This is a genomic window from Weizmannia agrestimuris (assembly GCF_943193165.1).
Taxonomy (GTDB): Bacteria; Bacillota; Bacilli; order Bacillales; family Bacillaceae_C; genus Weizmannia; species Weizmannia faecalis.
This window is the reverse complement of record NZ_CALPDC010000006.1, coordinates 44,738-67,589: the sequence shown is the minus strand read 5'-3', so window position 1 is coordinate 67,589 and position 22,852 is coordinate 44,738. Positions and strand designations below refer to the sequence as shown.

Annotated in this window: 25 protein-coding genes and 1 pseudogene; 4 read left to right on the top strand and 22 right to left on the bottom strand. The window is 46.8% G+C overall.

Features of this window, described 5'->3' with window-relative positions; all coding sequences use genetic code 11:
* Nucleotides 1–17: 17 nt before the first annotated feature.
* From NFR98_RS04845 to glcD, 10 genes are all read right to left on the bottom strand, one after another.
* A complete protein-coding gene (locus NFR98_RS04845) occupies nt 18–764 on the bottom strand; it encodes a class I SAM-dependent DNA methyltransferase (RefSeq protein ID WP_014097956.1) in 747 nt (248 codons plus the stop codon).
* Nucleotides 761–1,114: a ribosome silencing factor gene (gene rsfS / locus NFR98_RS04840; RefSeq protein ID WP_014097955.1), complete on the bottom strand. Its 354-nt coding sequence runs from the start codon at nt 1,112–1,114 to the stop codon at nt 761–763. The genes NFR98_RS04845 and rsfS overlap by 4 nt, the downstream gene beginning before the upstream one ends.
* The gene (yqeK, locus tag NFR98_RS04835) at nt 1,115–1,684 is read right to left on the bottom strand and encodes a bis(5'-nucleosyl)-tetraphosphatase (symmetrical) YqeK (RefSeq protein WP_061086602.1); all 570 of its coding nucleotides are present in this window, start codon (nt 1,682–1,684) and stop codon (nt 1,115–1,117) included.
* The gene (locus tag NFR98_RS04830) at nt 1,674–2,243 is read right to left on the bottom strand and encodes a nicotinate-nucleotide adenylyltransferase (protein WP_017550570.1); all 570 of its coding nucleotides are present in this window, start codon (nt 2,241–2,243) and stop codon (nt 1,674–1,676) included. Before NFR98_RS04830 ends, yqeK begins: the two co-directional genes overlap by 11 nt.
* A gap of 11 nt (nt 2,244–2,254) precedes the next feature.
* Nucleotides 2,255–2,545, bottom strand: coding sequence for a ribosome assembly RNA-binding protein YhbY (gene yhbY, locus NFR98_RS04825; RefSeq protein ID WP_017550571.1), 291 nt, complete (start codon nt 2,543–2,545; stop codon nt 2,255–2,257).
* The gene (gene aroE / locus NFR98_RS04820; RefSeq protein WP_061086601.1) at nt 2,539–3,381 is read right to left on the bottom strand and encodes a shikimate dehydrogenase; all 843 of its coding nucleotides are present in this window, start codon (nt 3,379–3,381) and stop codon (nt 2,539–2,541) included. Before aroE ends, yhbY begins: the two co-directional genes overlap by 7 nt.
* Nucleotides 3,382–3,414: 33 nt before the next feature.
* Nucleotides 3,415–4,521, bottom strand: coding sequence for a ribosome biogenesis GTPase YqeH (yqeH, locus tag NFR98_RS04815; RefSeq protein ID WP_014097950.1), 1,107 nt, complete (start codon nt 4,519–4,521; stop codon nt 3,415–3,417).
* A 2-nt stretch (nt 4,522–4,523) separates the two neighbouring features.
* Nucleotides 4,524–5,042 carry a YqeG family HAD IIIA-type phosphatase gene (locus NFR98_RS04810; RefSeq protein ID WP_081092946.1) on the bottom strand — a complete coding sequence of 173 codons (519 nt, stop codon included), beginning with the start codon at nt 5,040–5,042 and terminating at the stop codon, nt 4,524–4,526.
* A 300-nt stretch (nt 5,043–5,342) separates the two neighbouring features.
* On the bottom strand, nt 5,343–6,683 hold the full coding sequence (locus NFR98_RS04805) for a (Fe-S)-binding protein (RefSeq protein WP_026683222.1): 1,341 nt from the start codon (nt 6,681–6,683) through the stop codon (nt 5,343–5,345).
* The gene (glcD, locus tag NFR98_RS04800) at nt 6,680–8,089 is read right to left on the bottom strand and encodes a glycolate oxidase subunit GlcD (protein WP_026683221.1); all 1,410 of its coding nucleotides are present in this window, start codon (nt 8,087–8,089) and stop codon (nt 6,680–6,682) included. The genes NFR98_RS04805 and glcD overlap by 4 nt, the downstream gene beginning before the upstream one ends.
* A 167-nt stretch (nt 8,090–8,256) precedes the next feature.
* Between glcD and NFR98_RS04795 the strand changes: the two genes are divergently transcribed.
* The gene (locus tag NFR98_RS04795) at nt 8,257–9,342 is read left to right on the top strand and encodes a CdaR family transcriptional regulator (protein WP_014097946.1); all 1,086 of its coding nucleotides are present in this window, start codon (nt 8,257–8,259) and stop codon (nt 9,340–9,342) included.
* A 254-nt stretch (nt 9,343–9,596) separates the two neighbouring features.
* On the opposite strand, the gene NFR98_RS04790 is transcribed toward NFR98_RS04795, so the two are convergent.
* Nucleotides 9,597–11,021, bottom strand: a complete 1,425-nt coding sequence (locus NFR98_RS04790) for a multicopper oxidase family protein (RefSeq protein WP_014097945.1) — start codon at nt 11,019–11,021, stop codon at nt 9,597–9,599.
* Between the two features lie 177 nt (nt 11,022–11,198).
* Here NFR98_RS04790 and NFR98_RS04785 point away from each other — a divergent pair, with 177 nt between their 5' ends.
* Entirely contained in the window at nt 11,199–11,639 is a 441-nt protein-coding gene (locus NFR98_RS04785) for an Hsp20/alpha crystallin family protein (protein ID WP_013859723.1), read from the top strand.
* Nucleotides 11,640–11,677: 38 nt separating this feature from the next.
* Here the strand turns inward: NFR98_RS04785 and NFR98_RS04780 are convergent, their stop codons facing one another.
* The 6 genes from NFR98_RS04780 to NFR98_RS04755 all read right to left on the bottom strand — a co-directional run bounded on the left by NFR98_RS04780 (nt 11,678) and on the right by NFR98_RS04755 (nt 17,009).
* Entirely contained in the window at nt 11,678–12,070 is a 393-nt protein-coding gene (locus NFR98_RS04780) for a DsrE/DsrF/DrsH-like family protein (protein ID WP_013859724.1), read from the bottom strand.
* Nucleotides 12,071–12,083: 13 nt separating this feature from the next.
* Nucleotides 12,084–12,317, bottom strand: coding sequence for a glutaredoxin family protein (locus NFR98_RS04775; protein WP_014097944.1), 234 nt, complete (start codon nt 12,315–12,317; stop codon nt 12,084–12,086).
* A 388-nt stretch (nt 12,318–12,705) separates the two neighbouring features.
* Nucleotides 12,706–13,983, bottom strand: coding sequence for an IS110 family RNA-guided transposase (locus NFR98_RS04770; RefSeq protein WP_014096851.1), 1,278 nt, complete (start codon nt 13,981–13,983; stop codon nt 12,706–12,708).
* A gap of 293 nt (nt 13,984–14,276) precedes the next feature.
* A complete protein-coding gene (locus NFR98_RS04765) occupies nt 14,277–14,636 on the bottom strand; it encodes a rhodanese-like domain-containing protein (protein WP_013859726.1) in 360 nt (119 codons plus the stop codon).
* A 15-nt stretch (nt 14,637–14,651) separates the two neighbouring features.
* Entirely contained in the window at nt 14,652–16,592 is a 1,941-nt protein-coding gene (locus tag NFR98_RS04760; RefSeq protein WP_014097943.1) for a CoA-disulfide reductase, read from the bottom strand.
* A 162-nt stretch (nt 16,593–16,754) separates the two neighbouring features.
* A complete protein-coding gene (locus NFR98_RS04755) occupies nt 16,755–17,009 on the bottom strand; it encodes an SHOCT domain-containing protein (RefSeq protein ID WP_014097942.1) in 255 nt (84 codons plus the stop codon).
* Between the two features lie 413 nt (nt 17,010–17,422).
* On the opposite strand from NFR98_RS04755, the pseudogene NFR98_RS15925 reads away from it, so the two are divergent.
* Nucleotides 17,423–18,229, top strand: a pseudogene (locus tag NFR98_RS15925) (hypothetical protein); the annotation flags it as partial.
* Here the strand turns inward: NFR98_RS15925 and NFR98_RS04750 are convergent.
* Nucleotides 18,214–19,434 (bottom strand): multicopper oxidase family protein, encoded by a 1,221-nt coding sequence (locus NFR98_RS04750; protein ID WP_014097941.1) that lies wholly within the window; start codon nt 19,432–19,434, stop codon nt 18,214–18,216. The pseudogene NFR98_RS15925 and the gene NFR98_RS04750 overlap by 16 nt on opposite strands.
* Nucleotides 19,435–19,640: 206 nt before the next feature.
* Here NFR98_RS04750 and NFR98_RS04745 point away from each other — a divergent pair, with 206 nt between their 5' ends.
* Nucleotides 19,641–20,078, top strand: coding sequence for an Hsp20/alpha crystallin family protein (locus tag NFR98_RS04745; RefSeq protein WP_013859730.1), 438 nt, complete (start codon nt 19,641–19,643; stop codon nt 20,076–20,078).
* A 66-nt stretch (nt 20,079–20,144) separates the two neighbouring features.
* On the opposite strand, the gene NFR98_RS04740 is transcribed toward NFR98_RS04745, so the two are convergent.
* The 4 genes from NFR98_RS04740 to NFR98_RS04725 all read right to left on the bottom strand — a co-directional run bounded on the left by NFR98_RS04740 (nt 20,145) and on the right by NFR98_RS04725 (nt 22,844).
* Nucleotides 20,145–20,381 carry an SHOCT domain-containing protein gene (locus tag NFR98_RS04740; RefSeq protein ID WP_014097940.1) on the bottom strand — a complete coding sequence of 79 codons (237 nt, stop codon included), beginning with the start codon at nt 20,379–20,381 and terminating at the stop codon, nt 20,145–20,147.
* A gap of 72 nt (nt 20,382–20,453) precedes the next feature.
* Nucleotides 20,454–21,053 (bottom strand): TlpA family protein disulfide reductase, encoded by a 600-nt coding sequence (locus NFR98_RS04735; protein ID WP_014097939.1) that lies wholly within the window; start codon nt 21,051–21,053, stop codon nt 20,454–20,456.
* A gap of 427 nt (nt 21,054–21,480) precedes the next feature.
* Nucleotides 21,481–22,266, bottom strand: a complete 786-nt coding sequence (locus tag NFR98_RS04730) for a TPM domain-containing protein (protein ID WP_251459779.1) — start codon at nt 22,264–22,266, stop codon at nt 21,481–21,483.
* A complete protein-coding gene (locus NFR98_RS04725) occupies nt 22,266–22,844 on the bottom strand; it encodes a LemA family protein (RefSeq protein WP_014097937.1) in 579 nt (192 codons plus the stop codon). The genes NFR98_RS04730 and NFR98_RS04725 overlap by 1 nt, the downstream gene beginning before the upstream one ends.
* Between the last annotated feature and the right edge of the window lie 8 nt (nt 22,845–22,852).

The window sequence follows — 22,852 nt, the reverse complement described above, 5'->3', positions numbered from 1 at the left end:
GCGTAGGCAGAATGCTTTTATCGTTTGATGCACGTAAAAAATATCCTTTCACTTTTTGGGCCGGGCGCTTCTTCTGTAAAATCAGCAGCGGGCGGCATAACATGGAAGCCCGATTCCGTAAGCCAGTTTTCATAATCAGCAACCGGAAACGTCCGCTGTTTATGTAATTCATCAAAACGTTCATACAAGCCGGATTTCTCATCATATACGAAAAAACTGAGATCATGTTCAACGGCATGCGGGCGCTCACCCGGAAAACAGTTCCAGATATAGGAAACCTCATCCCCGTTATCGGCAAAAGTGTGATGAGGGAATAACACATCTGTTTTATAAACGGAATGCACGTCAAACAAAAACATTCCCCCGGCCTTCAGGGCTGCATGCACATGCCGGAACGTTTCTTTGACCTCTGTTTCCGTTTCCAAATAGTTCAGAGAATCACAAAAAATCGTGACCATATCAAAATCATGCAGGCCGCAAAGCGCGCGCATATCCTGCTGCAGGAAAGTGAGGTGTGCCCCTTCAGCCAGTGCTTTTCCGCTCGCGACTGTAAGCATGTCTTCCGATAAATCAACGCCCGTTACTTCAAAACCTTCCCGTGCAAGCAGCAGTGACAGTTCACCGGTACCGCAGGCAAGATCGAGCATGCGCCTTCCTTTGACACCATGCCGCTCCCTTTGCTGCTTCACCCACTGCAGCCATTGCGGATAGGGGGCATCTTCCATCAACGCATCGTATACATAGGCGAAATTTTCGTAGCTCATTGCAAGACGCTCTCCGCACTAACAGTCGGCGCGTCCCCCCAAAGCCTTTCCAAATTATAGTAATTCCGTTCATCACGGTTAAAAATATGGGCGACAATATCCCCAAGGTCAATCAGCACCCATTTTCCCTCTTCAAACCCTTCCATGCGCCTGACCGCAGTTCCTGCTTCTTCCGCTTTTTCTTTCACTTCACGGGCGATCGCCTGAATTTGTTTATCGGAGTTCCCATTACAGATCAGGAAATAATCCGCAATTAATGAAATCCCGCGCATATCGAGGACGACGATGTCTTCCGCACGTTTATCATCGCAAGCTTTTACGACTGTTTTTAATAACGTCTGATTGTCCATTTACTCCCCTTCTTTCTTCATCACTAAATCATTGTATAACGCAATCGTATCCGGAAAAACGGGCTGATTCCGGCCAATTAAAAATGTAATGGTATGCCCGGCTGCATACAACACCGCTTCATCGAGATCCTTGCCCGCAAGCCGCCTTGCTTCTTCGACACCCGGAAAATTCCGGCCGGGTTCAATATAATCAGCCAAATATACAATTTTTTCAAGCAACGCCATTCCAGCCCTGCCTGATGTATGGTATTTGATGGCATCGAGCACTTCCCGGTCCGTGACGCCGGCTTCTTTTTCCACCAAATAAGCGCCAACAGGGGCATGCCATAATTCATGATGAAAAGAAAGCAGCCGTTCGTCCATTTTCTGGTCGAGGATGATTTGTTTCATTTCCTCTTTCGGGCGGAATTTTGCATAATCATGAAAAATCGCCGCAAGTTCGGCTTTTTTCTGATCAGCATGATATTTTTTCGCCAGCCGGACGGCGCTTTCAGCAACACCGAGCGTATGGATGTAACGGCGCTCCATCAGCTGGGCTTTGACAAGTTCCAATGCTTTCTCACGTTCCATATAAATGATGCTCCTTTATATATTCCCACACTGCATCCGGAATTAAATATTTTACCGACCGATTTTTTTGCAGACGTTCACGGATCAGTGACGAGGAAATATGAATTTCCGGAATTTCAACAAATTGGACAGGATACTTGGTCTGGTGCGAATATGCCGGCCGGTTGACGCCGACAAAGCGGACGAGCCGAACGAGTTGGTCGATATTCCGCCATTTCGGCAAGTATTCGATCATATCCGCGCCAATGATAAAATAAAAGTCCGTATCAGGTTCCCGCTTTTTAAGCAGCACCATTGTGTCATAGGTGTAGGAGCGGCCGGGCCTCTCCATCTCTATTCCCTCAATCGAAAATGCCGGCTGCCCCGAAATGGCAAGCGTGAGCATTTTGATTCGGTCATGGCCAGTGATGCCGGCCGTTTTTTCTTTATGGGGCGGGTCCTGGTTTGGCATAAAACGGACTTCGTCAAGTTTCAGATCCTGCAAAATTTCGTTCGCGATAATCAAATGACCAATATGCGGAGGGTCGAACGTCCCCCCTAAAATACCCACTCTTTTCATGCCGCCCACCCTTAAGGCAAAACAATCTCTTTATGGTTTTTCGATTCTTTATAAAGGACAATCGTATTGCCGATGATTTGCACGAGTTCCGCACGCGCCCCTTCTGCAAGCGCTGCGGCAACAGTATCTTTATCTTCATCGCAGTTTTGCAGGACGCTGATTTTGATCAGTTCCCGCGCTTCAAGCGCCTCCTGCACCTGTTTGACCATATTTTCATTGACCCCGCCTTTTCCGACCTGAAAAATCGGGCTCAAATGGTGGGCTTTTGCCCGCAAAAAACGTTTTTGTTTACCTGTTAACATGAGTTTCCTCCTAGAATGCTTTCAACGACGTTTTTCATTTTCCTGGTATCCGGCTTCACACCGGTCCATTTTTCAAACGCAATAGCCCCCTGGTAAATAAACATGCCGAGGCCGTTTTGCACCCGGGCGCCGCGTTTTTTTGCTTCGTTTAAAAATTTCGTTTCAAAAGGATTGTATATGATATCAGACACAAACGCACCAGGCTTTAAATGGCGGACGGAAAGCGGCTGCGCCTCTGTATCCGGATGCATGCCGATCGATGTCGTCTGCACAATCAGCGTATATTCTCCCAGCTGTTCTTCCGCTTCTTTAAGCGTAAGCACCTTTGACGGGCACGGAAAAGGGCTTTCGTCCCGCATTTCTTCCGCTTTTTTTACCGTGCGGTTGCACAGATCAACGGTTACTGCCCCTTCCCGGCATAGCGTATAATAAATCGCTCTTGCCGCACCGCCCGCGCCGATGACAAGCACTTTTTCCCCGGAAATCACCCGACCGCTTTCTTCTTTCAGCGCCTGCATAAACCCCGGGCCGTCTGTATTATACCCGGCCCATCCGTGTGGAGTGCGGACAACGGTATTCACCGCACCGATCGTTTCCGCAAGCAAGTCAATCTCATCCAAATAGGGCATGATCGCCTGCTTATGCGGAATGGTCACATTAAATCCGGCCACGCCGATTGCTTTCATGCCGTTTACGGCGGCTTCCAGATTTTCCGGCGTGACATGGAAAGCATGATAGTCTGCATCAATCCCGAGTGCCCGGAATGCTTCATTGTGCATCGCAGGCGACAGCGAATGGGCAATCGGGTCACCGATCACCCCATATAAATCGCGCACATTTCTCACTCCCCGTTAAAAACAGAACCTTTTTCAGATCAACGACTGGCGCAGCATGACCTGAACACCCTTTGGCACATAGGCCGCGACAACGGCGCCCGGTTCGTTGACCGTCACCCAGCCAAGCCCGGAAAAAACAATATCCGTCTTTCCTTCTTTAATGGAAAATTCATGGCGGACAAGCGCCGGGAAATCCGCGGCTTCCGCTTTTCCCGGCGGCTGGAGCAGTTCCCCGAGCTGGCGCGCATACAAATCATCCGCATTTTCAAGTTTTGTACGGTGAATCTTTAAAGCATTTGAAACATAGCAGACAAATGAACGTCTGCCGCCTTTTATATAATCAAGCCGCGCAAGACCGCCGAAAAACAGCGTCTGCTGCTCGTTCAGCTGAAATACGGTCGGCTTGATTTCTTTTTTCGGCGTAATCACCTTTAATTCGTTTTTCCCGACAAAATGCGCCATCTGGTGGTGGTTGATGATCCCCGGCGTGTCATAAAGAGATGTCCCGTCATCAAGCGGGATACCGATCATATCCAGCGTCGTCCCCGGAAAATAGGATGTAGTGATGACCTCTTTTTCCCCTGTTGCCTGCCGTATAATGCGATTGATAAAAGTGGATTTCCCAACATTCGTGCAGCCGGCAACATACACATCTTTCCCGTTCCGGTACTGTTCGATGGCAGCCATCGCTTCATCCATGCCGTGCCCCTTTGCTGCGCTCACAAGCAACACATCGACCGGACGGAGCCCGAGTTCTTTCGCCTGCTGCTTCATCCAGTTGGCCATTTTCGCTCTTTTCACCGATTTTGGCAGGAGATCCTCTTTATTGCCGATTAAAAGAACCGGGTTTTTGCCCGCGAAACGGTGGAATCCCGGCAGCCAGGACCCGTTGAAATCAAAAATATCGACAATTTTTACAACGAGCGCATCCACTTGCCCAAGCCGGTTTAAAATTTTTAAAAAATCATCGTCTGTAAGCGGCACGTCCTGCACTTCATTGTAATGTTTCAATCTGAAACAGCGCTGGCAAATGACCTGCTCTTTTTCCAGCGCAGATTTTGGCGCGTAACCTGCCTCATCCGGATCTTCCGTCTGGATGAGCGCCCCGCAGCCGATACAATGGACAGCTTGTTTTTCCAAATTCAATCCTCCCAAGTCAAATAACCTTTTTTCCTGAACCAGCCCATAATCCGGCGTTCAATCATCCGGTTGAGTTTCGTCGCAAAGCCGTCTGATTGCGCAACCGGGACGACGAGAATCGTATAAAAACCGCTTCTGTTACCGCCGAGCACATCGGTCAAAAGCTGGTCGCCGATCACGACGGTTTCTTCCTTTTTCACGTTCATGATGGCAAGCGCCTTACGAAACGCTTTGCCAAGCGGTTTTCTCGCTCTGAAAAGAAACGGGATGCCAAGCGGGTCCGCGAATGTTTTGACCCGCATTTCATTATTATTGGAAACAATCGTGATTTTGATATGATGTTCCTGCATATCTTGGAACCATTGGACCAGTTTTGGCGGCGCACTCGGCCTGTCCCATTCGACCAATGTATTGTCCAAATCGGTGATGATAGCTTTAATGCCATGCTTTTTTAATTCTTCCGGCCTGATTGACAACACCGATTTCACTTGTCGGTCCGGCAAAAAATTTTTCAAGATCAATCCGTGACACTCCATTCATTTTACCGTTCTGTCCACAAGATGCAAGCTTATCCGCCCGTTTATGAGTATATTGTCCCGAATATGCTTCATTCAAGTTTCTTTTATCATAACAATTTCTACAAATTATTCAACTGATAGCAATGCCCTGTTCCCCGGAAGCCGGAAACAGGAAAAACCGCCGGGCAGTGCGCGCTCAGCGGTTTTGATTGCTTTCCATTAGTCATGTCCGTATCCATGGGTAAATCGCAAAGCTGCCATGCCTGCTGCTTGAAAATGTTGCGTTTTTTCTTGCTTTGCGCTTTATACTGGCGTTTTTTCCCCCATTGCTTCGATCAGCAGGTCGGCGATATGGACAGCGCGGACTTTTCCGCTTAAACCGGCCCGTTCGATCCCGAGTTTCATTTGCAGCAGGCAGCCCGGGTTGGCGGTCACAATGGTTGTGGCATGTGTCGCTTTTGCGTTTTCCATTTTATGGTCCAAAATTTGCATGGACATCTCCGACTCGACAATATTGTAAATGCCGGCCGACCCGCAGCAGTGGTCCGCTTCCTTCATTTCCCGGAATTCTACATTTTCGATGGCGCCAATGAGCAGGCGCGGCGCGGAAGAGGTCTTCATCACATTGCGCAAATGGCATGAATCCTGGTACGTGACCACCTGGTGCGGGAGGCTGAGTTTCCGTTTATGGAAGCCCAGCTCTACGAGAATAGCGGAAATATCTTTTATTTTGCTTGAAAATGCCGCGGCCCGTTCCGCCCATTCCGGATCGTCTTTTAACAAATGGCCGTAATCGATTAAATAAGCGCCGCAGCCGCCGGCATTCGTGATAATATAATCAGCGCGCAAATCTTCGAAAGCCTTGATATTGCGGCGGGCAAGGCCCTTTGCCATCTCTTTTTCGCCGCCATGGCCATGCAGCGCCCCGCAGCATGCCTGGTCCTGCGGGATGACAACCTCACAGCCGGCAAGCTGCAATAGTTTCAATGTCGCATCATTGGTTTCCATGAACATCGTGTCCATCAGGCAGCCGGTAAAAAAGGCAACGCGTTTTTTCACTTCCGCTTTTGGCATCAAATGTTCCGGGCGCTGTTTCATTTCCTTCCATTTTGGAATTTTTGGCAGCACTTTTTCCATGGACGATAAATTTTTCGGCAGAAGCTTTAAAGCGCCTGTCGCATGCGCCGCTTTTTGCAGGCCGCTCCGCTGGTAAAAACCGATCAGGCCTGTTAAAGCGCGCATCCGATTCTGGTGCGGGAACAATTCTTCAAAGACCGCTTTGCGGAGCACTTTTACCGGCAGGGACTGCTTCTTTTTCTTCGACTGCTGGATAATATCCCGCGCTTCTTCCAAAAGATGCCCGTACTGGACGCCGGACGGGCATACCGATTCGCAAGCCCGGCAGCCGAGGCACAAGTCCAAAGAGCGCTCCACATCTTCATCCGGTTCGATAATGCCGTCCACAACGGCTTTCATCAATGCAATCCGGCCGCGCGGCGAGTGCGATTCTTTGAACCCCGATTCAATATAGGTCGGGCAAGACGGTAAGCAAAAGCCGCAGCGCATGCAGTTTAAAAGCTGGTCTTCGTCCATCCTTTCCCTGAATTTCTGCTGGATTTCTTTTTGTTGTTCGGCTGTAATCATTTTTCCATCACCACTCGATCCGTTTCTTTGGCAAAGACTTTGCCGGGATTTAAAATATGGTTCGGGTCCAGCGCATTTTTGATCGCATTCATGACGCCAATGCCCGTTTCCCCGAGTTTCCATTCAAGATACGGCGCTTTCGCCATCCCGACGCCATGTTCGCCGGTAATCGTGCCGCCCAGTTCAATCGCTTTTTGAAAAATTTCCGCAAAGGCTTTTTCAACCCGCTCCATTTCGTCCTGATCCCGGATATCGGCAAGGCAGGTCGGGTGCAGATTCCCGTCCCCCGCATGGCCGAATGTCCCGATATGGAGCCCGTATTTTTCAGCAATTTCATTGATTGCCACCACCATCTTTGCGACTTCGGAACGCGGCACGGTCGCATCTTCCAAAATCGTTGTCGGCTTCAGGCGGGCGAGTGCGCTTAAAGCGCTCCTTCTTGCCGTCATGAGCGCTTCCGCATGTTCCGGGGAAGCTGCCACCTTTACATCGACTGCATGTTGCTTGCGGCAAATTTCCGCGATCTTTTCAATATCGCGTTCCACCACTTCCTGCGGGCCGTCCTGCTCGATCAAAAGCACTGCCTTCACATTGGTCGGTAGGCCGATATGCGCAAAAGCTTCCACCGCCTGCAGTGTCGGCTGGTCCAGAAATTCCAGCGTCGCCGGGATGATCCGGTTCGCAATAATGTCGGAAACCGTTTGCGCACACGCTTCAATATCCTGGTAAAGCGCCAGCATCGTCTTTTTTGCTTCCGGCATCGGCAAAAGTTTCAGCGTCGCTTCCGTAATGACGGCGAGCGTCCCTTCCGAACCGACCAAAAGCCGCGTCAAATCGTAGCCGGCTACATCTTTCGCCAGTTTTCCGCCGGTGCGGATGACCTCACCGCTTGCAAGCACGGCTTCAAGTGCCAGCACATAGTCGCGGGTCACCCCGTATTTCAAACCGCGCAGCCCGCCGGAATTTTCGTTGATATTGCCGCCAATGGTCGAAATCTTCATCGAACTCGGGTCCGGCGGATAAAACAGCCCCTTTGCTTCCACCGCTTTGATCATATCGAGCGTGATCACGCCGGGCTCAACCGTCACCGTCAGATTTTCTTCATCAATTTCCAAAATCTTGTTCATATGCTTAAACAACAGCACGATGCCGCCTTCTATCGGGCATGTGCCGGCACAAAGGTTGGAGCCCGACCCGCGCGGCACAATAGGAATCCGGTGTTTGTTGCAAATTTTTACGATTTTCTGCACTTCTTCTTTATTGCGCGGCGCCACGACCGCATCCGGCATTGACTGAAACTGCGGGCTTGCATCATACGAATACACAAGCCTGCCCGCCTTCGAATCATCGTAATTTTCCGGGCCAACAATTTGCTGCAGTTTTTCTTTTATATCGGCTTGAATCATCAAACCTTCCCCCCGTTCTGCAAATTTTCAATATTTTAACGAGAAAAATATTGTTTTGTGCTTCATTTTATGATAAAGCTAAAAGTGCAAGAATGATATAGATAAAAATACAAAGTTTAGCGGTTACTATTGGTTGATTTTTAAATTTATATACAAAGGTGGTCAACATGCTGTTGTTTCCAAAAATTGCCGGAAAAATCGTGAATGAAGTGCAGTCGGTGATGGATGAGGATATTATTGTTGTGGACGAAAACGGGGTGATCATGGCCTCGACGCAAAAAGACCGGATTGGAAACTTCCATATGGGGGCACAGAAAGTTTTTCAAACGAACAAAAAATTGTATATTGATGAAGAAATGGCGGCGCAAATGGAAGGGGTGCGGATGGGGATCAATATGCCGATCCGGTTCGAAGGGAGGACGATTGGCGTTATCGGCGTCACCGGCAATCCGAAAGAAGTCGAACATTATGCGGAGCTGATCCGCCGGCTGACGGAGCTTATTATTCAGGAAACCGTCCATGCTGAACAAGCACGGTCCAAAACGAGGGGGCTCGAGGCATATTTCTACGAATGGGCGACAGTAAAGGCGTATGACCAGCATTTCGTTGAACGGGGACTGATGCTTGGGATTCCGATGCAGGTGCCTCACATCTGCTGTTTTTTAAAAATGGCGGTGCCGCCATCGGGGGAAACAGAAATATTTGAACGGCTGCAATCCTATATTGAAACGGACCGCGACATGATTGTGCACTGGAGTCCGGGGTTGTTTTTGCTGCTGAAAAGCGTGGAAGCGCCGTTTTCAAAAGAACGGTTTTATGGGCAATTGGAAGATTTTAAGCGGCGATTTGCGCCAAATTGCGCAGTCGGGGTCGGAAAAACAGCCGGTACATATGTGATCCGCCAGTCGTTCAAAGAAGCACAGAAAGCTTTGAAAGTTGCCGGAAAAAATGGCGGTATTGTGTTTTATGAAGACCTGCTCCTTGATCTGCTGATAGAAGAAGTGTCGGAAGAGGCGCGCCAGGAGTATTTGCAAAAAACAATCGCGAAACTGCAGGAACATGCGGGCCTCGCAGAAACATTGCAAGCCTATCTTGCAAACAACCTGTCGCTGAAAGAAACAGCCGCACAGCTCCATGTGCATATTAATACGCTCCATTACAGGCTGAAGCAAATCACCGAAGTCACGGGCATTGATCCGAAAACAGCGGAAGGCATTGCACTGTTTTATTTGGCGGTACATTTGGCGGAGTAGAAGATTTTTCACTGAAAGCGTAACGGAGCTGTCCCAAAAGCCCCATTTAAGTAGGAATTTTGCTCTAACGGTCGTGACACAGCTTCTCAAAGCCGTTTCTCCAGAGATTTTTGCTCTAATGATCCTGACAAAGCTTCTCTGAACCGTTTCCTCGGGAAAATTTTGCTCTAAACAAGAAAACCCTTTGAGAAAAAGTAATTTCTCAACGGGTTTTCTTGTTTAAAAAGGACTTTTGCGAGAACTCCCTTTCTGGCTTATTTCACTTCAAACTGCCCCATCATGCCAAGGTCTTCATGTTCGAGGATATGGCAGTGATACATATAAATGCCTTTAAACGGGAACCGCATTATCACTTTCACCGTATCTCCCGGATTGACGAGCACTGTATCTTTCCAGCCCTGCTCATTTGCAGGCGGCGTTTTGCCGTTTATGCTCAAAATCTGGAACTGGACACCGTGGACATGGAACGGGTGCACCATTTTTTTCGTCCCCATGGAAGTTGAAGCGTTTTTGATTTCCCAAATTTCGATGGAATGCAGTTTCACTGTTTCATCAATGTGGTTCATATCCATTTGCTTGCCGTTGATGCTGACATTCGGGCCCATGCCGCTCATCACAAATTTGCGGGTTTTGACCGCTTTTGAATCCGGGATTTTCTTAATGGTTGCAAGTTTCCTTGGGACGCTGTAAGATTTTGTGTATTTGCCTTTAACTTTAAAATACATCAGCGTTTCTTTTCCGTTTTTCAACTGGAGCATACCGCCGTCTCTTAGCTTGGAAAAATCAACAAGGATTTCCGCGCGCTCTCCGGCTGAAAGTGTCAGTTTTTTCATTTTCACCGGCGATGCAAGGAACCCGCCGTCAGATGCAATTTGCGTAAATGTTTGGTTGCCGCTTAGGTGCAGATTATACGTCCTGCCGTTTGAGCCGTTTAAAATCCGGAGGCGGACAAGACCGCGTTTGACTGTCAATTGCGGCTGGATTACGCCGTTGACGAGTTCGGTCGTGCCCTGAAAGCCAAATACTTGGTCGTTCATGTCCAATTTATAGGACAATTGCCCGTTTTTCGTAAAACGGCGGTCCTGCAGCACGAGCGGAAAATCGTTTTTTCCGTAGTCTTTCGGGATATCTAGTTTCTCCGAATTTTGATCATCGACATAAATCAGCCCGGCCAGGCCTTTATAAACCTGTTCACCCGTCTTTCCCATCGGGTGCGGATGGTACCAAAGCGTGGCTGCCTGCTGGCTTACGGTAAAGCTGACTTTCCACGTTTTGCCCGGCAAAATCGTATTATGTGGGCCTCCGTCTGCGGAACCCGGTACCAGAAGGCCATGCCAGTGTACCGTTGTCACTTCTTTTAAGTCGTTTTTTACTGTCATATTGACCTTTTCGCCTTTTCTCACCCTGATCACAGGACCTAAATAATTGCCGTTATACCCGTATGTCGTTGACGTTTTTCCAGCTATAAATTCTTTTTTGCCATGCTGTGCGGTTAAAGTGAAATCCGCCACATCCGGATCCGGATTGGTGTCTTTAAGCACCGCCGGAATCGGCAGTGCAGGATGCTGCGCGTCTTTTTGCTCCGCGCTCTTTTTCACGTGCCAACTGTAAAAAACGGCACCCCCGATGATCACGATAGCCAATAGGATAATGGCTGTTATCCATACTCTCTTTTTCATATTACCCCTGCTTTTTGTTTTTTTTATGTTCGGTATCATCTTAACGTTTTTTTGTGCAGGAGTTCTATTAATAAGTTTTGACGCTTTTGTGAACAAATTTATTTTGAATAGTATCTTTGTTTTAAACCGATTTCAGCAGGGTATAATGATAGTGTAAGTAGAAGGAGGGATTTTGAGATGTTTGATTTAATGCCATTCAGAAGGAATGAAGATGTTTTCGAACGTATGCTTAAGACCTTCAATGATATGTTTGACACAAATGCTTTAACACCGTTCAACGGTAATGCCAACTCGTTCCGGACAGATATTACTGAAAAAGAAGATGCTTATCTCGTTGAAGCGGAATTGCCTGGCTTTTCCAAAGAAGACATTACGATTGATGTGAACAATAACTATTTAACGATCCGCGCAAAACGCGACCAAATGGAAGAAAGCAAAGACGAAAAAAATAAAGTCATTCGGCAGGAACGCCGCTACGGCGAATTCGTCCGGCAGTTCTATGTCGACAATATTAAAGAAGACGAAATCAGCGCCACCCTTGATAACGGCGTCCTGAAAATCAACATCCCGAAGAAAACGAAAGAAGGTTCATCCGGAAAAAGGATTGAAATTCAATAAAAAAGAGCGGGGACTCGAGGGAGAGTCTCCGCTCTTTTTCAAAACGCCAGCGTTACATCCGCATCTTTTGCGTATTCGAGAAAAGTGACAGCGCCGCCGACTTCAGTGCCGTCGATAAAATCTTCTTTCTTCAGGCCCATGACATCCATTGTCATCTGGCAGGCGATGAATTTTACACCCAGGTCTTTTGCTATTTCAACGAGTTCAGGAATAGAAGGGGTGTTGCTTTTCGCAAAACCTTCCGCATAGTTTTCTTTTCCTTCCGGCATCGGCAAATTTTTATGCACTTCTTTATGGATGAGGTTCAATCCTTCAAATGTGAAAAAGATGGCCACCTCCATGTCGGACGCTGCCCCTGCCGTTGCAATGTTAAATACTTTATAGGCATCAAACAATCCGCCGTTGCTTGCAATGATCGCTACTTTTCCCATGTTTCATCTCTCCTCAATTTTGTAATGCCTGCATAATGCCTTCCGGGTCAAAACCGATCACCCATTTGCCGTTGATTTCGGTTTGTGGAACGCCAATCTGCCCGGTTGTTGCGACAAGTTTCCGCATCATCGCAGGGACCCTTTCCACATTTACTTCTCTGTAAGGAATGTTCTGTCCGTTTAAAAAGTTTTTTAGCATCGCGCAAAACGGGCAATGCGTCGTAGTATAAACTGTTACATTGTTCATCTGTCTTCTCTCCCTCTAAAAATGTTGATGTATCAACGGTTTAAGCCGTTGGTGGGGTGTCAAAAAAATATTTTTTGACACGCTTCCTAACAAAATTTTTATATTATGTGAAACTATTCCAACATACGGGTACGCTACGCGGTCACTACTGGATAATAATGGGAAGTAGTGATAGGAAATTATACGATGCACAATGGATCTCTGCGTAACTTATGATGACGTACCCTCCCATGTCTCTGGGCATCTGTGTGCCTACATTCCTTCGTTCGGTCTAGTCATAAGGCAGAGGCTAGCGAAGCTCCTTTAGGGACTCGAGGTCGAATGGAAAAAATAGTGCCAGCTTCTCCGTGTCATCCTGTTGTCTAGGTCTTACTAAGGATGTGAGGCCTTATTCAGCCTCTGCGAGACCAGGAATATCCCTCATCATTCGCTGTGCGTCGAACGGTTTGTGCTTCGTGCTAATTCCGTGTAACACTTTTAATAGCTTACCGCATAGAACCACAATGGATTGCTTCTTGCGTAACGGATTAACCTGACGGTTCGTGTAGTATTCATGCAGCTTTCTAAAGGCCTCATTATGGCGAATCATCGGCATCATTACCCGGAAAAGGAGGGCACGCAGTTTTCTTCTGCCTCTTTTGGAGATGCGTTTTTGCCCTTTGTGCAGACCGGAGGAGTTTTCACGTAACGTTAATCCCGCGAGTTTAATTAATTGGCGTGGATCTTGATAATGTGAAAAGCTTCCGATTTCAGCTAATAAGTCGACAATCGTTGTATCTCCAAGTCCTGGTACCGTTGATAGCCATTCATACTCTACAGATGTTTTTACAAGCTCAATTAACTGCCCTGTAATACTTTCAATATCTTGTTCTAGCTGATGGTAACGGCGGACAAGTGTGGCAATTTCAATACGGGCCATCTCAAGTCCTTCTGTTACTCCGATAGAGCCAGCCGCGACTTCAATAAGGCGGACTGCTTTTGGTCTTTGAGGGGATTTTAGCCCCTCAACCTTACGAAAAAGGGATAGAACTTCATCGGGCTGTTTCTGGTAAAGATCACTTGGAAATGGTGTACATTCAAGTGCAGCTAAAGCCATCTTCCCAAAAGACGGAAACACCTGTACAAACTCTGGGAAATAGCGATCTAACCAACGAATAATCATGTTTTTGACAGCCCCTAATTCCTCTGTCAATTTACTCCTGAACGTCGACCCAACGCGAAGTTCGGCTTCCATGCCTTTTAAGATACGTGGGTAACTGAAACGTCCATCCTTAACTAAACGGGCAATAACCAATGCATCTTTGCGGTCATGCTTGGTTGGCAAATTGTCGTCCAACTCCTTTGATCGCTTTACATGCATAGGGTTTACCATGACCAAGGGGATACCCCTTTCCTCAAGAAAGTAGGCCAAATTGAGCCAGTAATGCCCTGTGGGTTCAATTCCCACAATGACTTCCGATTTCTCGTGTTCTTTCATTGCGGCTAAAACGCGCTGATAGAACAGTTCAAATCCATTTCCTGCTTGGGGCACAGAAAATGATTTTTGGAGCACTCGCCCACGGTCATCTACAATGCAAGCGTAGTGCGTACGCTTGGCAATATCAATTCCCACTACAAGTGTTTGTTCAGTGACTTGATTAATTTTCTGATTTTGTTTAAAATCCATTATGGAGTCCTCCTTGGTTACAAATTAGGGGTCATTCGTTAAGAGATGACACCCCGCATCATACCAGGAGGGCTCTTTTTGTTCAAGTCCCCGAAAGTCCTTCTAACAGGAATGCTCCTTTTTGTTTTACAAGGGGTATCTCCGATGCTGTTTCATAAAAAATCAGCGGTTCTCATGCTTTTATCAGCGGTTTTTGGAAAATATCAGCGGAAATTCAATACATATCAGCACTTCTTACCTATTTATCAGTGGACTGCCCGAATTATACAGGGAGGGGTATCTGGCATCCCAAGCTATCTCCACGCTGACATGCCGCCTTTTACATTTGTGATCTGCTTAAATCCCTGTTTCTTTAAAATTTTGCATGCTTTGCTGCTTCTCATCCCGCTTCGGCAGATGACCACCACTTCTTTGTCTTTCGAAAGCTGTGCGGATTTTTCGGCCAGCTGGTGCAAAGGGATGTTTTTAAATTCTTTGATGTGGTTCCCTTTGAAATCTGCAGGCGTTCGCACATCAATAAATTGCTTCCCTTTATCTTTTAATTCATTCTTTAACGTTGCTGTGGTGATCTGCCTGACCCCTTTTGCCGGGATCAGGCGGGGAATCACAAGCAGCACGATCAATACCAGGATGACAATATTTAAGATCGTCATATTGCGCCTCCGCTATTATTTTTTCTGAATCCAGAATTTAATCGTTGGTCCGTCTTGTTCGGTTTTCAAAATTTGATGGCCTGCATTTCTTGACCATGCCGGAAGATCATTGAGCGCGCCTCTGTCTGTTGCATGCAGTTCAAGCACTTCGCCGCTTTTAATTGTTTCGATGCCTTTTTTCAAGCGGATCACCGGCATCGGGCAAACCAGACCGCTCACATCCAGTACTTTATCCGCCTGTACTTCACCTGTAACTTCCGTTTCGCCTCTGTCATTCACAGTCGTTTTGCTGTCATTTTCAATGTTGCTTCCAAACACGCCGGAGTATGTTTTCCATCCACCGTCCACGTTTTTCACGTCAAAACCGTTGTTTTTCAGAATCCTCGTAGCCAAATAGCCGCGCAAACCAACCTGGCAGCTGACATAAACGGTTTTGTCTTTCGGAATTTCATCGAGCCTGTCCCTTAATTCGTTCAGCGGAATATTGATCGATCCTTTGATATGGCCGAATTCGCGTTCTATCGGTTCCCGGACGTCTATCAAAATCCCGTCATCTTCAATGATCTTGTCAATTTCATGCCACTGGACATGTTCGAGTTCCCCGTTCATGAGATTGGTAGCGACATAGCCAGCCATGTTGACCGGGTCTTTCGCAGAAGAATATGGCGGAGCATAGGAAAGTTCCAGGTTCGTCAAATCTTCAACAGTTAAGCCGCCTTTAATGGCCGTCGCAATGACATCGATCCGTTTATCAGCGCCGTCCGTACCGACCGCCTGTGCTCCGAAAATTTTTCCAGTATCTTTGTCAAAAATCAGTTTCAAGGAAATCGGCGTGGCGCCCGGATAATAGCCGGCATGCGAACTCGGATGAATATGGACGACTTCGTATGACACGCCAAGCCGTTTCAGCGTTTTTTCGTTATTGCCGGTTACCGCAACAGAGAGGTCAAATACTTTTGCAATCGAAGTGCCGAGCGTCCCCTCGTATTTTTCCTTTTTGCCCATGATGTTATTGGCGGCAATGCGCCCTTGCCGGTTTGCCGGTCCCGCAAGCGGGATCATTGTCTTGTTTCCGTTGATGTAATCCACAACTTCTACCGCATCACCGACTGCGTAAATATCTTCATTTGAAGTTTGCAAGTATTCGTTAACAACAATGCCGCCGCGCCCGCCCAAAGCAAGGCCCGTATCCTTTGCCAATTGGTTTTCCGGACGGACGCCGATCGCCAAAATCGTCATATCCGTTTCAATTTCTGTCCCGTCTGATAAAATCACTTTTTTTCCTTCATTTGCAAAAGCTTGAAGCCCGTTTTCCAACACAAGGCGGACGCCTTTTTCTTTCAAATGGTTGTGTACAAGGCTCGCCATTTCATAATCGATTGGCGCCATCACTTGGTTTGCCATCTCTACGATTGTCACTTGAATCCCGCGATGTGCAAGGTTTTCCGACATTTCAAGGCCGATAAAACCGCCGCCAATAATCACTGCACGTTCCGGTTTTTCCTGATCCACAAAGTTTTTGATGCGATCCGTATCCGGGATATTGCGAAGCGTAAAGAGCGTTTTGTTTTCTCCCAGCCCCGGAACAGGCGGCACAATCGGGCGTGCACCCGGGGACAAGAGCAGCTTGTCGTACGTTTCTTCGTACACTTCATTGGTCCGCAAGTTTTGTATGGTGACAGCCTTCTTCTCCGGATCAATTTTTGTTACTTCGCTTAAAGTGCGGATATCTATATTGAACCGTTTCGACATGCCCTCAACCGTCTGCACAAGAAGATTGCTGCGGTCCTTGATCGTTTCGCCGATATAGTACGGCAATCCACAGTTTGCGAAAGAGATGTATTCACCGCGTTCCACAAGAACGATTTGGATGTCTTCACTCAGCCTTCTGAGTCTGGCGGCAGCGGTTGCCCCGCCGGCTACACCTCCTACGATGATCACTTTCCTTACAGCCATGATATTTACCTCCTAATGATCTGTCTAAATACCCATATAGGTATATTGGAAACCAAAAAATAATTTGATTTTTATTTAACTTGGTATTTACAAAACTCATTTTATACCCCTATAGGTATATTGTCAATAAAATTTAACGAAAAAGGAGCCAATTGCAGCCCCTTATTCCGCCAAGTCTTTCTTCATTTTCTTAAATTCTTCTTCCGTGATCTCGCCTTTTGCATACCGTTCCCGCAATATTTCCAGGCTACGGTCTTCTTTCGGATGAACCCCGAAATCTTTTTCGCTTACTTTTTTAATGCCAATTACAATCAAATAAATAATTAATATGAAAATCAACAGCTGGACGATCATGCCAATCATCCCGAAAACGCCCATCATGCCGTATCCACCGTACTCATTGTACCACATATGCATAGACAAGCATCCTTTCATTTTTAATTTTCGCTCTCCAAATTATATTTCGATCTTCATACTTAATGTATCACCTTTTTCTAAAAAATTCCTTAAACATGCTTATATTGGCCTGTAATGGCTTCCAACTAATTCTTTGTTTTTCGAGGAATATCCGCAACGTCCAGAACAAGCTGAGAAATGCCGGTTTTCGGTATATCATACTTTGATCACCGTTTGGGGAGTGGGGTATAAGGGGTTGTGGACCCAAAAAGATTTTTTATCTCATAATTAGACAGTGTGGATTACTTCATTTTTTATCATCAATTGTCTCTGTAACAAATTTTTTCTTTACCACTCGTTCCCCGCCTCTATTTTTTAGATATAATATTAGTATAATTTAGTAAAATTGCCATTTTTAAAAAGGAGTTTTATCAATGGAAGACATCATCAACACCTATAAAAATGACCCCGAGTCCGTATACCACACTTGGTTCTTAAATAATGATGATAGATTAAAAGCTTTCCGGTCCATTAGAAAAAGCCTGGCAAAGGTTATAGATGAAATTGAAGAAGGCAAGTTTGGAAATGATTTTAAAGGTTCCAGTTTAGAAACGGTAGTGACGGCGATATCAGAACAGAAACAAATATTTGAAGGCGCCGCCCATGCATTTTTTTGGAAACCAAAACTGCGTATCCCGGATATTTACGAAAATGAGGCAAACAAAAAAGCGTTCGGGCGGTTTTTGAAAGCGTGCCTGAATGCAACAAATGAAAAACAAGTTTTGGATGAAATACGTGAATTGAATGGATACAACATAAAAGGGCTAGGACCGGCTGTTGCAAATATAATCTATTTTTTGCATCCGACTTTATTTCCTCCGTTTAATACAGCCATTGTGAAAGGCTTTAATTTGCTGTTCAGCCAAAAAATTAAACTCGGCTCCTGGCCTGAGTATTTAAAAATGAGGGAGATTATTCTCTTTAAAAATCAGGAATACCGTAACATGCTGTCCAAAGATTTGGGCGCTTTCGCCGGCCTTCTCTTTGAAATCGGATCGAACCGTTTAGTCATCGATGAAAATGCAAAACTTGTATTACAAAATGAACTGGATAAGCAGGTAAAAGCAATTGCACGCCGACATAAAGAAGTAGAGAAAGATATGGCGGAGGAAAACTCCCATTCAGAAATGCAATATGATCTTGCCAAATTAGGGCGGGCTTTAGGCTACAAAGTGTGGATAGCACGCAATGACCATAAAAGAAAATGGAACGGTGTAAGTTTAGGTGAGCTCTCCATCGTATTTAATTTAACCGCCTCATCTATCCGGTCCATGTTCATTTGCCTGCCGTTAATGCTGACGTTCGGGCCCATGCCGGACATGACAAATTTCCGCGTTTTCACCGCTTCTTGCACCGGCATTTTTTCGATCACAGCCAGTTTTTGTGGAACTTTGTAGGTCTGGTCGGACTTTCCTTTTACTTTAAAATACATGAGCGTTTCTTTCCCATTTTGGAGCCGGAGCGTGCTGCCGTTTTTCATTTTTGAAAAATCAACCAAAATTTCTGCACGTTCCCCGGGAGAAAGCGTTAATTTTTTCATTTGCACAGGCGTCTTGAGAAATCCCCCGTCGGATGCAATTTGCACAAATGTCCTGTTGCCGCTCAGATGAAGATTGTACGTCCTGCCGTTTGCCCCGTTTAAAATCCGGAAACGGACGAGGCCGCGCCTGACCGTTAACTGCGGCTTCACCGCGCCGTTTACCAGTTCGGTTGTGCCCTGGAAGCCGTACATTTCATCTGTCATATTTAATTTGTACACGAGCTGGCCGTTTTTGTTAAAGCGGCGGTCCTGCAGCACAAGCGGAAAATCATTTTTGCCGTAGTCTTTCGGAATATCAAGGCTTTCCGCATGTTTGTCATCGACATAAATCAGACCGGCCAGGCCTTTGTATACCTGTTCGCCTGTTTTTCCCATCGGATGGGGATGGTACCAGAGCGTGGCAGCCTGCTGGCTCACCGTAAACTTTGCTTTCCATGTTTTGCCCGGCTGGATGGCAGCATGCGGGCCGCCGTCAGCCGAACCCGGGACAATGAGGCCGTGCCAATGGACCGTCGTTGCTTCCGGCAATTTATTTTTTACGGTGATATTCACTTTTTCGCCCGTTTTCAACCGGATGACCGGCCCCAAATAGTCGCCGTTATATCCGTACGTTGCTGTTGTTTTCCCGGAAATAAACGCCTTTTTCCCCTGCTGTGCGGTTAAAGTATACTCCGCCACGTTGGGATCCGGGTTCGTATCTTTTAAAACGGCTGGAATGGGCAGATCCGGATGCTGTGCCGCTTTATGATTTGTGCTGATTTTCACATAGCCATTATAAAAGAAAACACCGCCAATACCCACAATGGCCACGATTAAAATCAGAGCCCCTAACTTTGTCTTGTTCATCCTACCCCTGCTTTTTCTTTTTTGATGTTCAGTACCATTGTAATGGTTTTTAACACCGGAAATCCATCGTTATAGATTGACGATTTTGTGAACATCTGTTGTGCATTGGCATCTTTGTTTTCAACTTTTTTACAGTGGGGTATAATAACTTTGTTTTCAACTTTTTTACAGTGGGGTATAATAATAGTGAAAAGGAGGGATTGAATATGTTTGATTTAATGCCGTTCAGAAGAAACGACGATGTTTTCGAACGTATGATGAAGACCTTCAATGAGATGTTTGATGCGAATGCGTTGGCGCCTTTTGCGAACGCAAACTCGTTCCGTACCGACATTACGGAAAAAGAAGATGCTTATCTTGTGGAGGCCGAACTGCCGGGCTTCTCAAAAGAGGACATTACCATTGATGTCCGCAATAATGAGCTGACCATCCGTGCAAAACGCGACCAAATGGAAGAAAGCAAAGATGAAAAACATAAAGTTATCCGGCAGGAACGCCGCTATGGCGAATTCGTCCGGAAGTTTTACGTGGATAATATTAATGAAGACGAAATCAGCGCCACCCTTGATAATGGCGTCCTGAAAATTCATATTCCGAAGAAAACGAAGGAAGGCCCATCCGGAAAACGGATTCAAATCCAGTAATCATGAAGCGGAGGCTTGTAATGCAAGCCCCCGCTTTTTTGTGTAAAAAAGAAGCCGGATAATCCCTTAATCCATCAAATCCTTCTTCATTTTTTTAAATTCTTCTTCCGTGATTTCCCCTTTTGCATACCGTTCCCGCAAAATGTCGAGGCTTTTGTCTTCCCTTTGATGCGGCCGGAATTCGCTCACTTTTTTGATGCCTGCCACTATCAAAAAAATCACGAGCACAAAGATGACAAGCTGGGCAATCATGCCGATTAGGCTGAATACGCCCATCATGCCATAGCCACCGTACATCATCATGGTCAGCACCTTTCCTTTTTACATTCCCTACTACTGTATACTGTACCACTTTTTTTTTAAAAAATCCTTGATCTATTCGGGCTTCCCTTCCCCCCTTTTTTTGCACTCTTGCGCAAATTCGGCCATCGTTTTCTCATCCATCGGGCCGATGACTTTACGGATGATGGTCCCTTCTGCATCAATAAAGTAAGTCGTCGGAATGGTAACCGTTTTGTAAAGGGTGCCGACGGAGCCGTCCATGTCAAACAGAATTTGAAAAGCAAGGCCGTTTTTCTTCACAAAGTCAAGCGGCGCATTCTCGTTTGTTTCGGTATTCGTTAAATTCACAGCAAGCACTGCGACATCCGGGTTTTTTTCATAGAAACGCTGCATATCCGGCATCTCCGCTTTACACGGCGGGCACCAGGAAGCCCAAAAATTCAGGATCACCGTTTTCCCTTTAAAATCAGACAGTTTGACCGTTTGCCCCGATAGATTTGTCAGTGCAAAATCCGGCGCCTTTTCCCCTTCTTTTGCTTCTGCACCGCCGGATAGCGGTTGTGCCTTCACCGCGGTTTCCTGCCTCTCCCCTGCTGTTTTATTTTTATCGGGATCGTCCGGTTTTTTTAAGGCCATAAGCAAAATGGCTGAGGCCAGAAGCACGGCGGCAGCCAGAAACACTCTTTTTTTCAACCGCTTCAACTCCTTTCCGGGTATTAAAGTGCTTTCTATCATTTTTATTCTTTTTTACGATGAAATAGAAGCAAACGCTATAATACCATTATTTGCAAAAGGGGCAGGAGACGCTCTATAAAACGAGATGGAACCCGACCGGTATTGCAAATGCAAAAAACGTGCTGCCACAAACCAGTATGCGGCCGATATCGGCTGGGCATCCAAGCAGGTTTAAAATACTTATAAGCTGTACAACCTGCTCGATTCGGGCAAAACGAACCTGGCATCCCGAAATCTCAACAGCCATGCAAAGAAAGCAGCAGGGTGCTTTATCCTGCTGCTTTACCCGTTTTCATTTCTCCTATGGCTGCGCCGGGCTTTTGCCAATGCGGGGAGCGGTTTAAAGCGTGCTTCCCGGCCGTTCAAAAAAGGAGAACCTTTGGCGTTACCATCCCCGGCTTGCGCCGCCGCCTCCGGAAGAACCGCCGCCGCCTTTGCTGCCTCCCCCGCCGCCGCTTCCGCCGCCACCGCCGCCGCGAAAGAACATCATCAGGATATTCAGCAGAAAATACGTCATGGTCCCGCCGAGAAACTTGAAATCAATGAAAATCAGGATAAGGATCCCAAGCCCGATCAAAATCTGTTTCCAGAACGAATAAGGGGAAGCCTGGGCGGAAGAGGGCCGCTCATACGCCTTTGGATGGGCTTGAAGATTTACATTGTATTCTTTCGCCGTTTCGGCGGCAAGCTTCTTATACGTATTGATAACCGCCGCATCCGGCTTGTTTTCTTTCAAATACGGTATGGCATACTGATCAAGGATCCGTCCTACTTTTCCGTCCGGAAGCGCCCCCTCCAAGCCGTACCCGACTTCAATTCTAATTTTCCTGTCTTTTACTGCCACTACGAGCAATACCCCGTTGTTCATGGTTTTATTGCCGAGCCCGTACTGGCGGAAAGCTTTGTTGGCGTAAGCATCAATGTTTGTGTCTTTCCCGGTCGTGTCCACAGTCAATACCGCGACTTGCGCTTTTGTTTGCTCATCTAGCTGCCTGCCGAGCGAAACGAGCTCCTGTTTCTGGCTGTCTGTCAGCACCCCGGCAAAATCCTGCACATAGATGTCCCCGGCCGGTTTCGGAATGCCCGCTGCAGCACGCGCACTGGGAACGGCCGTGCATACGGCAAACAGAAAGGCGAGAAAAACGGCTGTAATAAGCGCGGCCTTTTTCATCACTGATCACTGCTGTCCCCAAAATCAACTTTCGGGGTTTTCTTTGCACTTTCATCCGCTTTAAAATATTCCTTTTCCTCAAAACCGAACAGGCCGGCAATAAGTGCGCCGGGCATTCTTTTCACCTTTTTGTTATACGTTGCGACGGCGCTATTGTAATCCTGGCGCGCCACAGCAAGGCGGTTTTCCGTGCCGGCGAGCTCATCCATCAGCTGCGTGTATTGTTGGTTTGCTTTTAAATCCGGATATTTTTCAACCACCACCAACAGCCGGCTCAACGCACTGTCCAGGCGGTCGTTTGCCGCTGCCTGATCTCCGGGTGTTTTCGCCCCGGCCAATTGTGCGCGGGCTTTCGAGACGTCATCTATCACCGCTTTTTCGTGGGAAGCATAGCCCTTGACGGTGTTCACAAGATTCGGGATCAAATCCGTCCGCCGTTGCAGCTGGTTTTGAATTTGCGAATAAGATTGATTTACATTTTCTTCCGCATTCACCAAGCTGTTATAACTTGTAAAAACGCTGACGATCAGAACCACCAATATGGCGGCCACAATCAGCCATGGCATCCACTTCTTCATATACAATC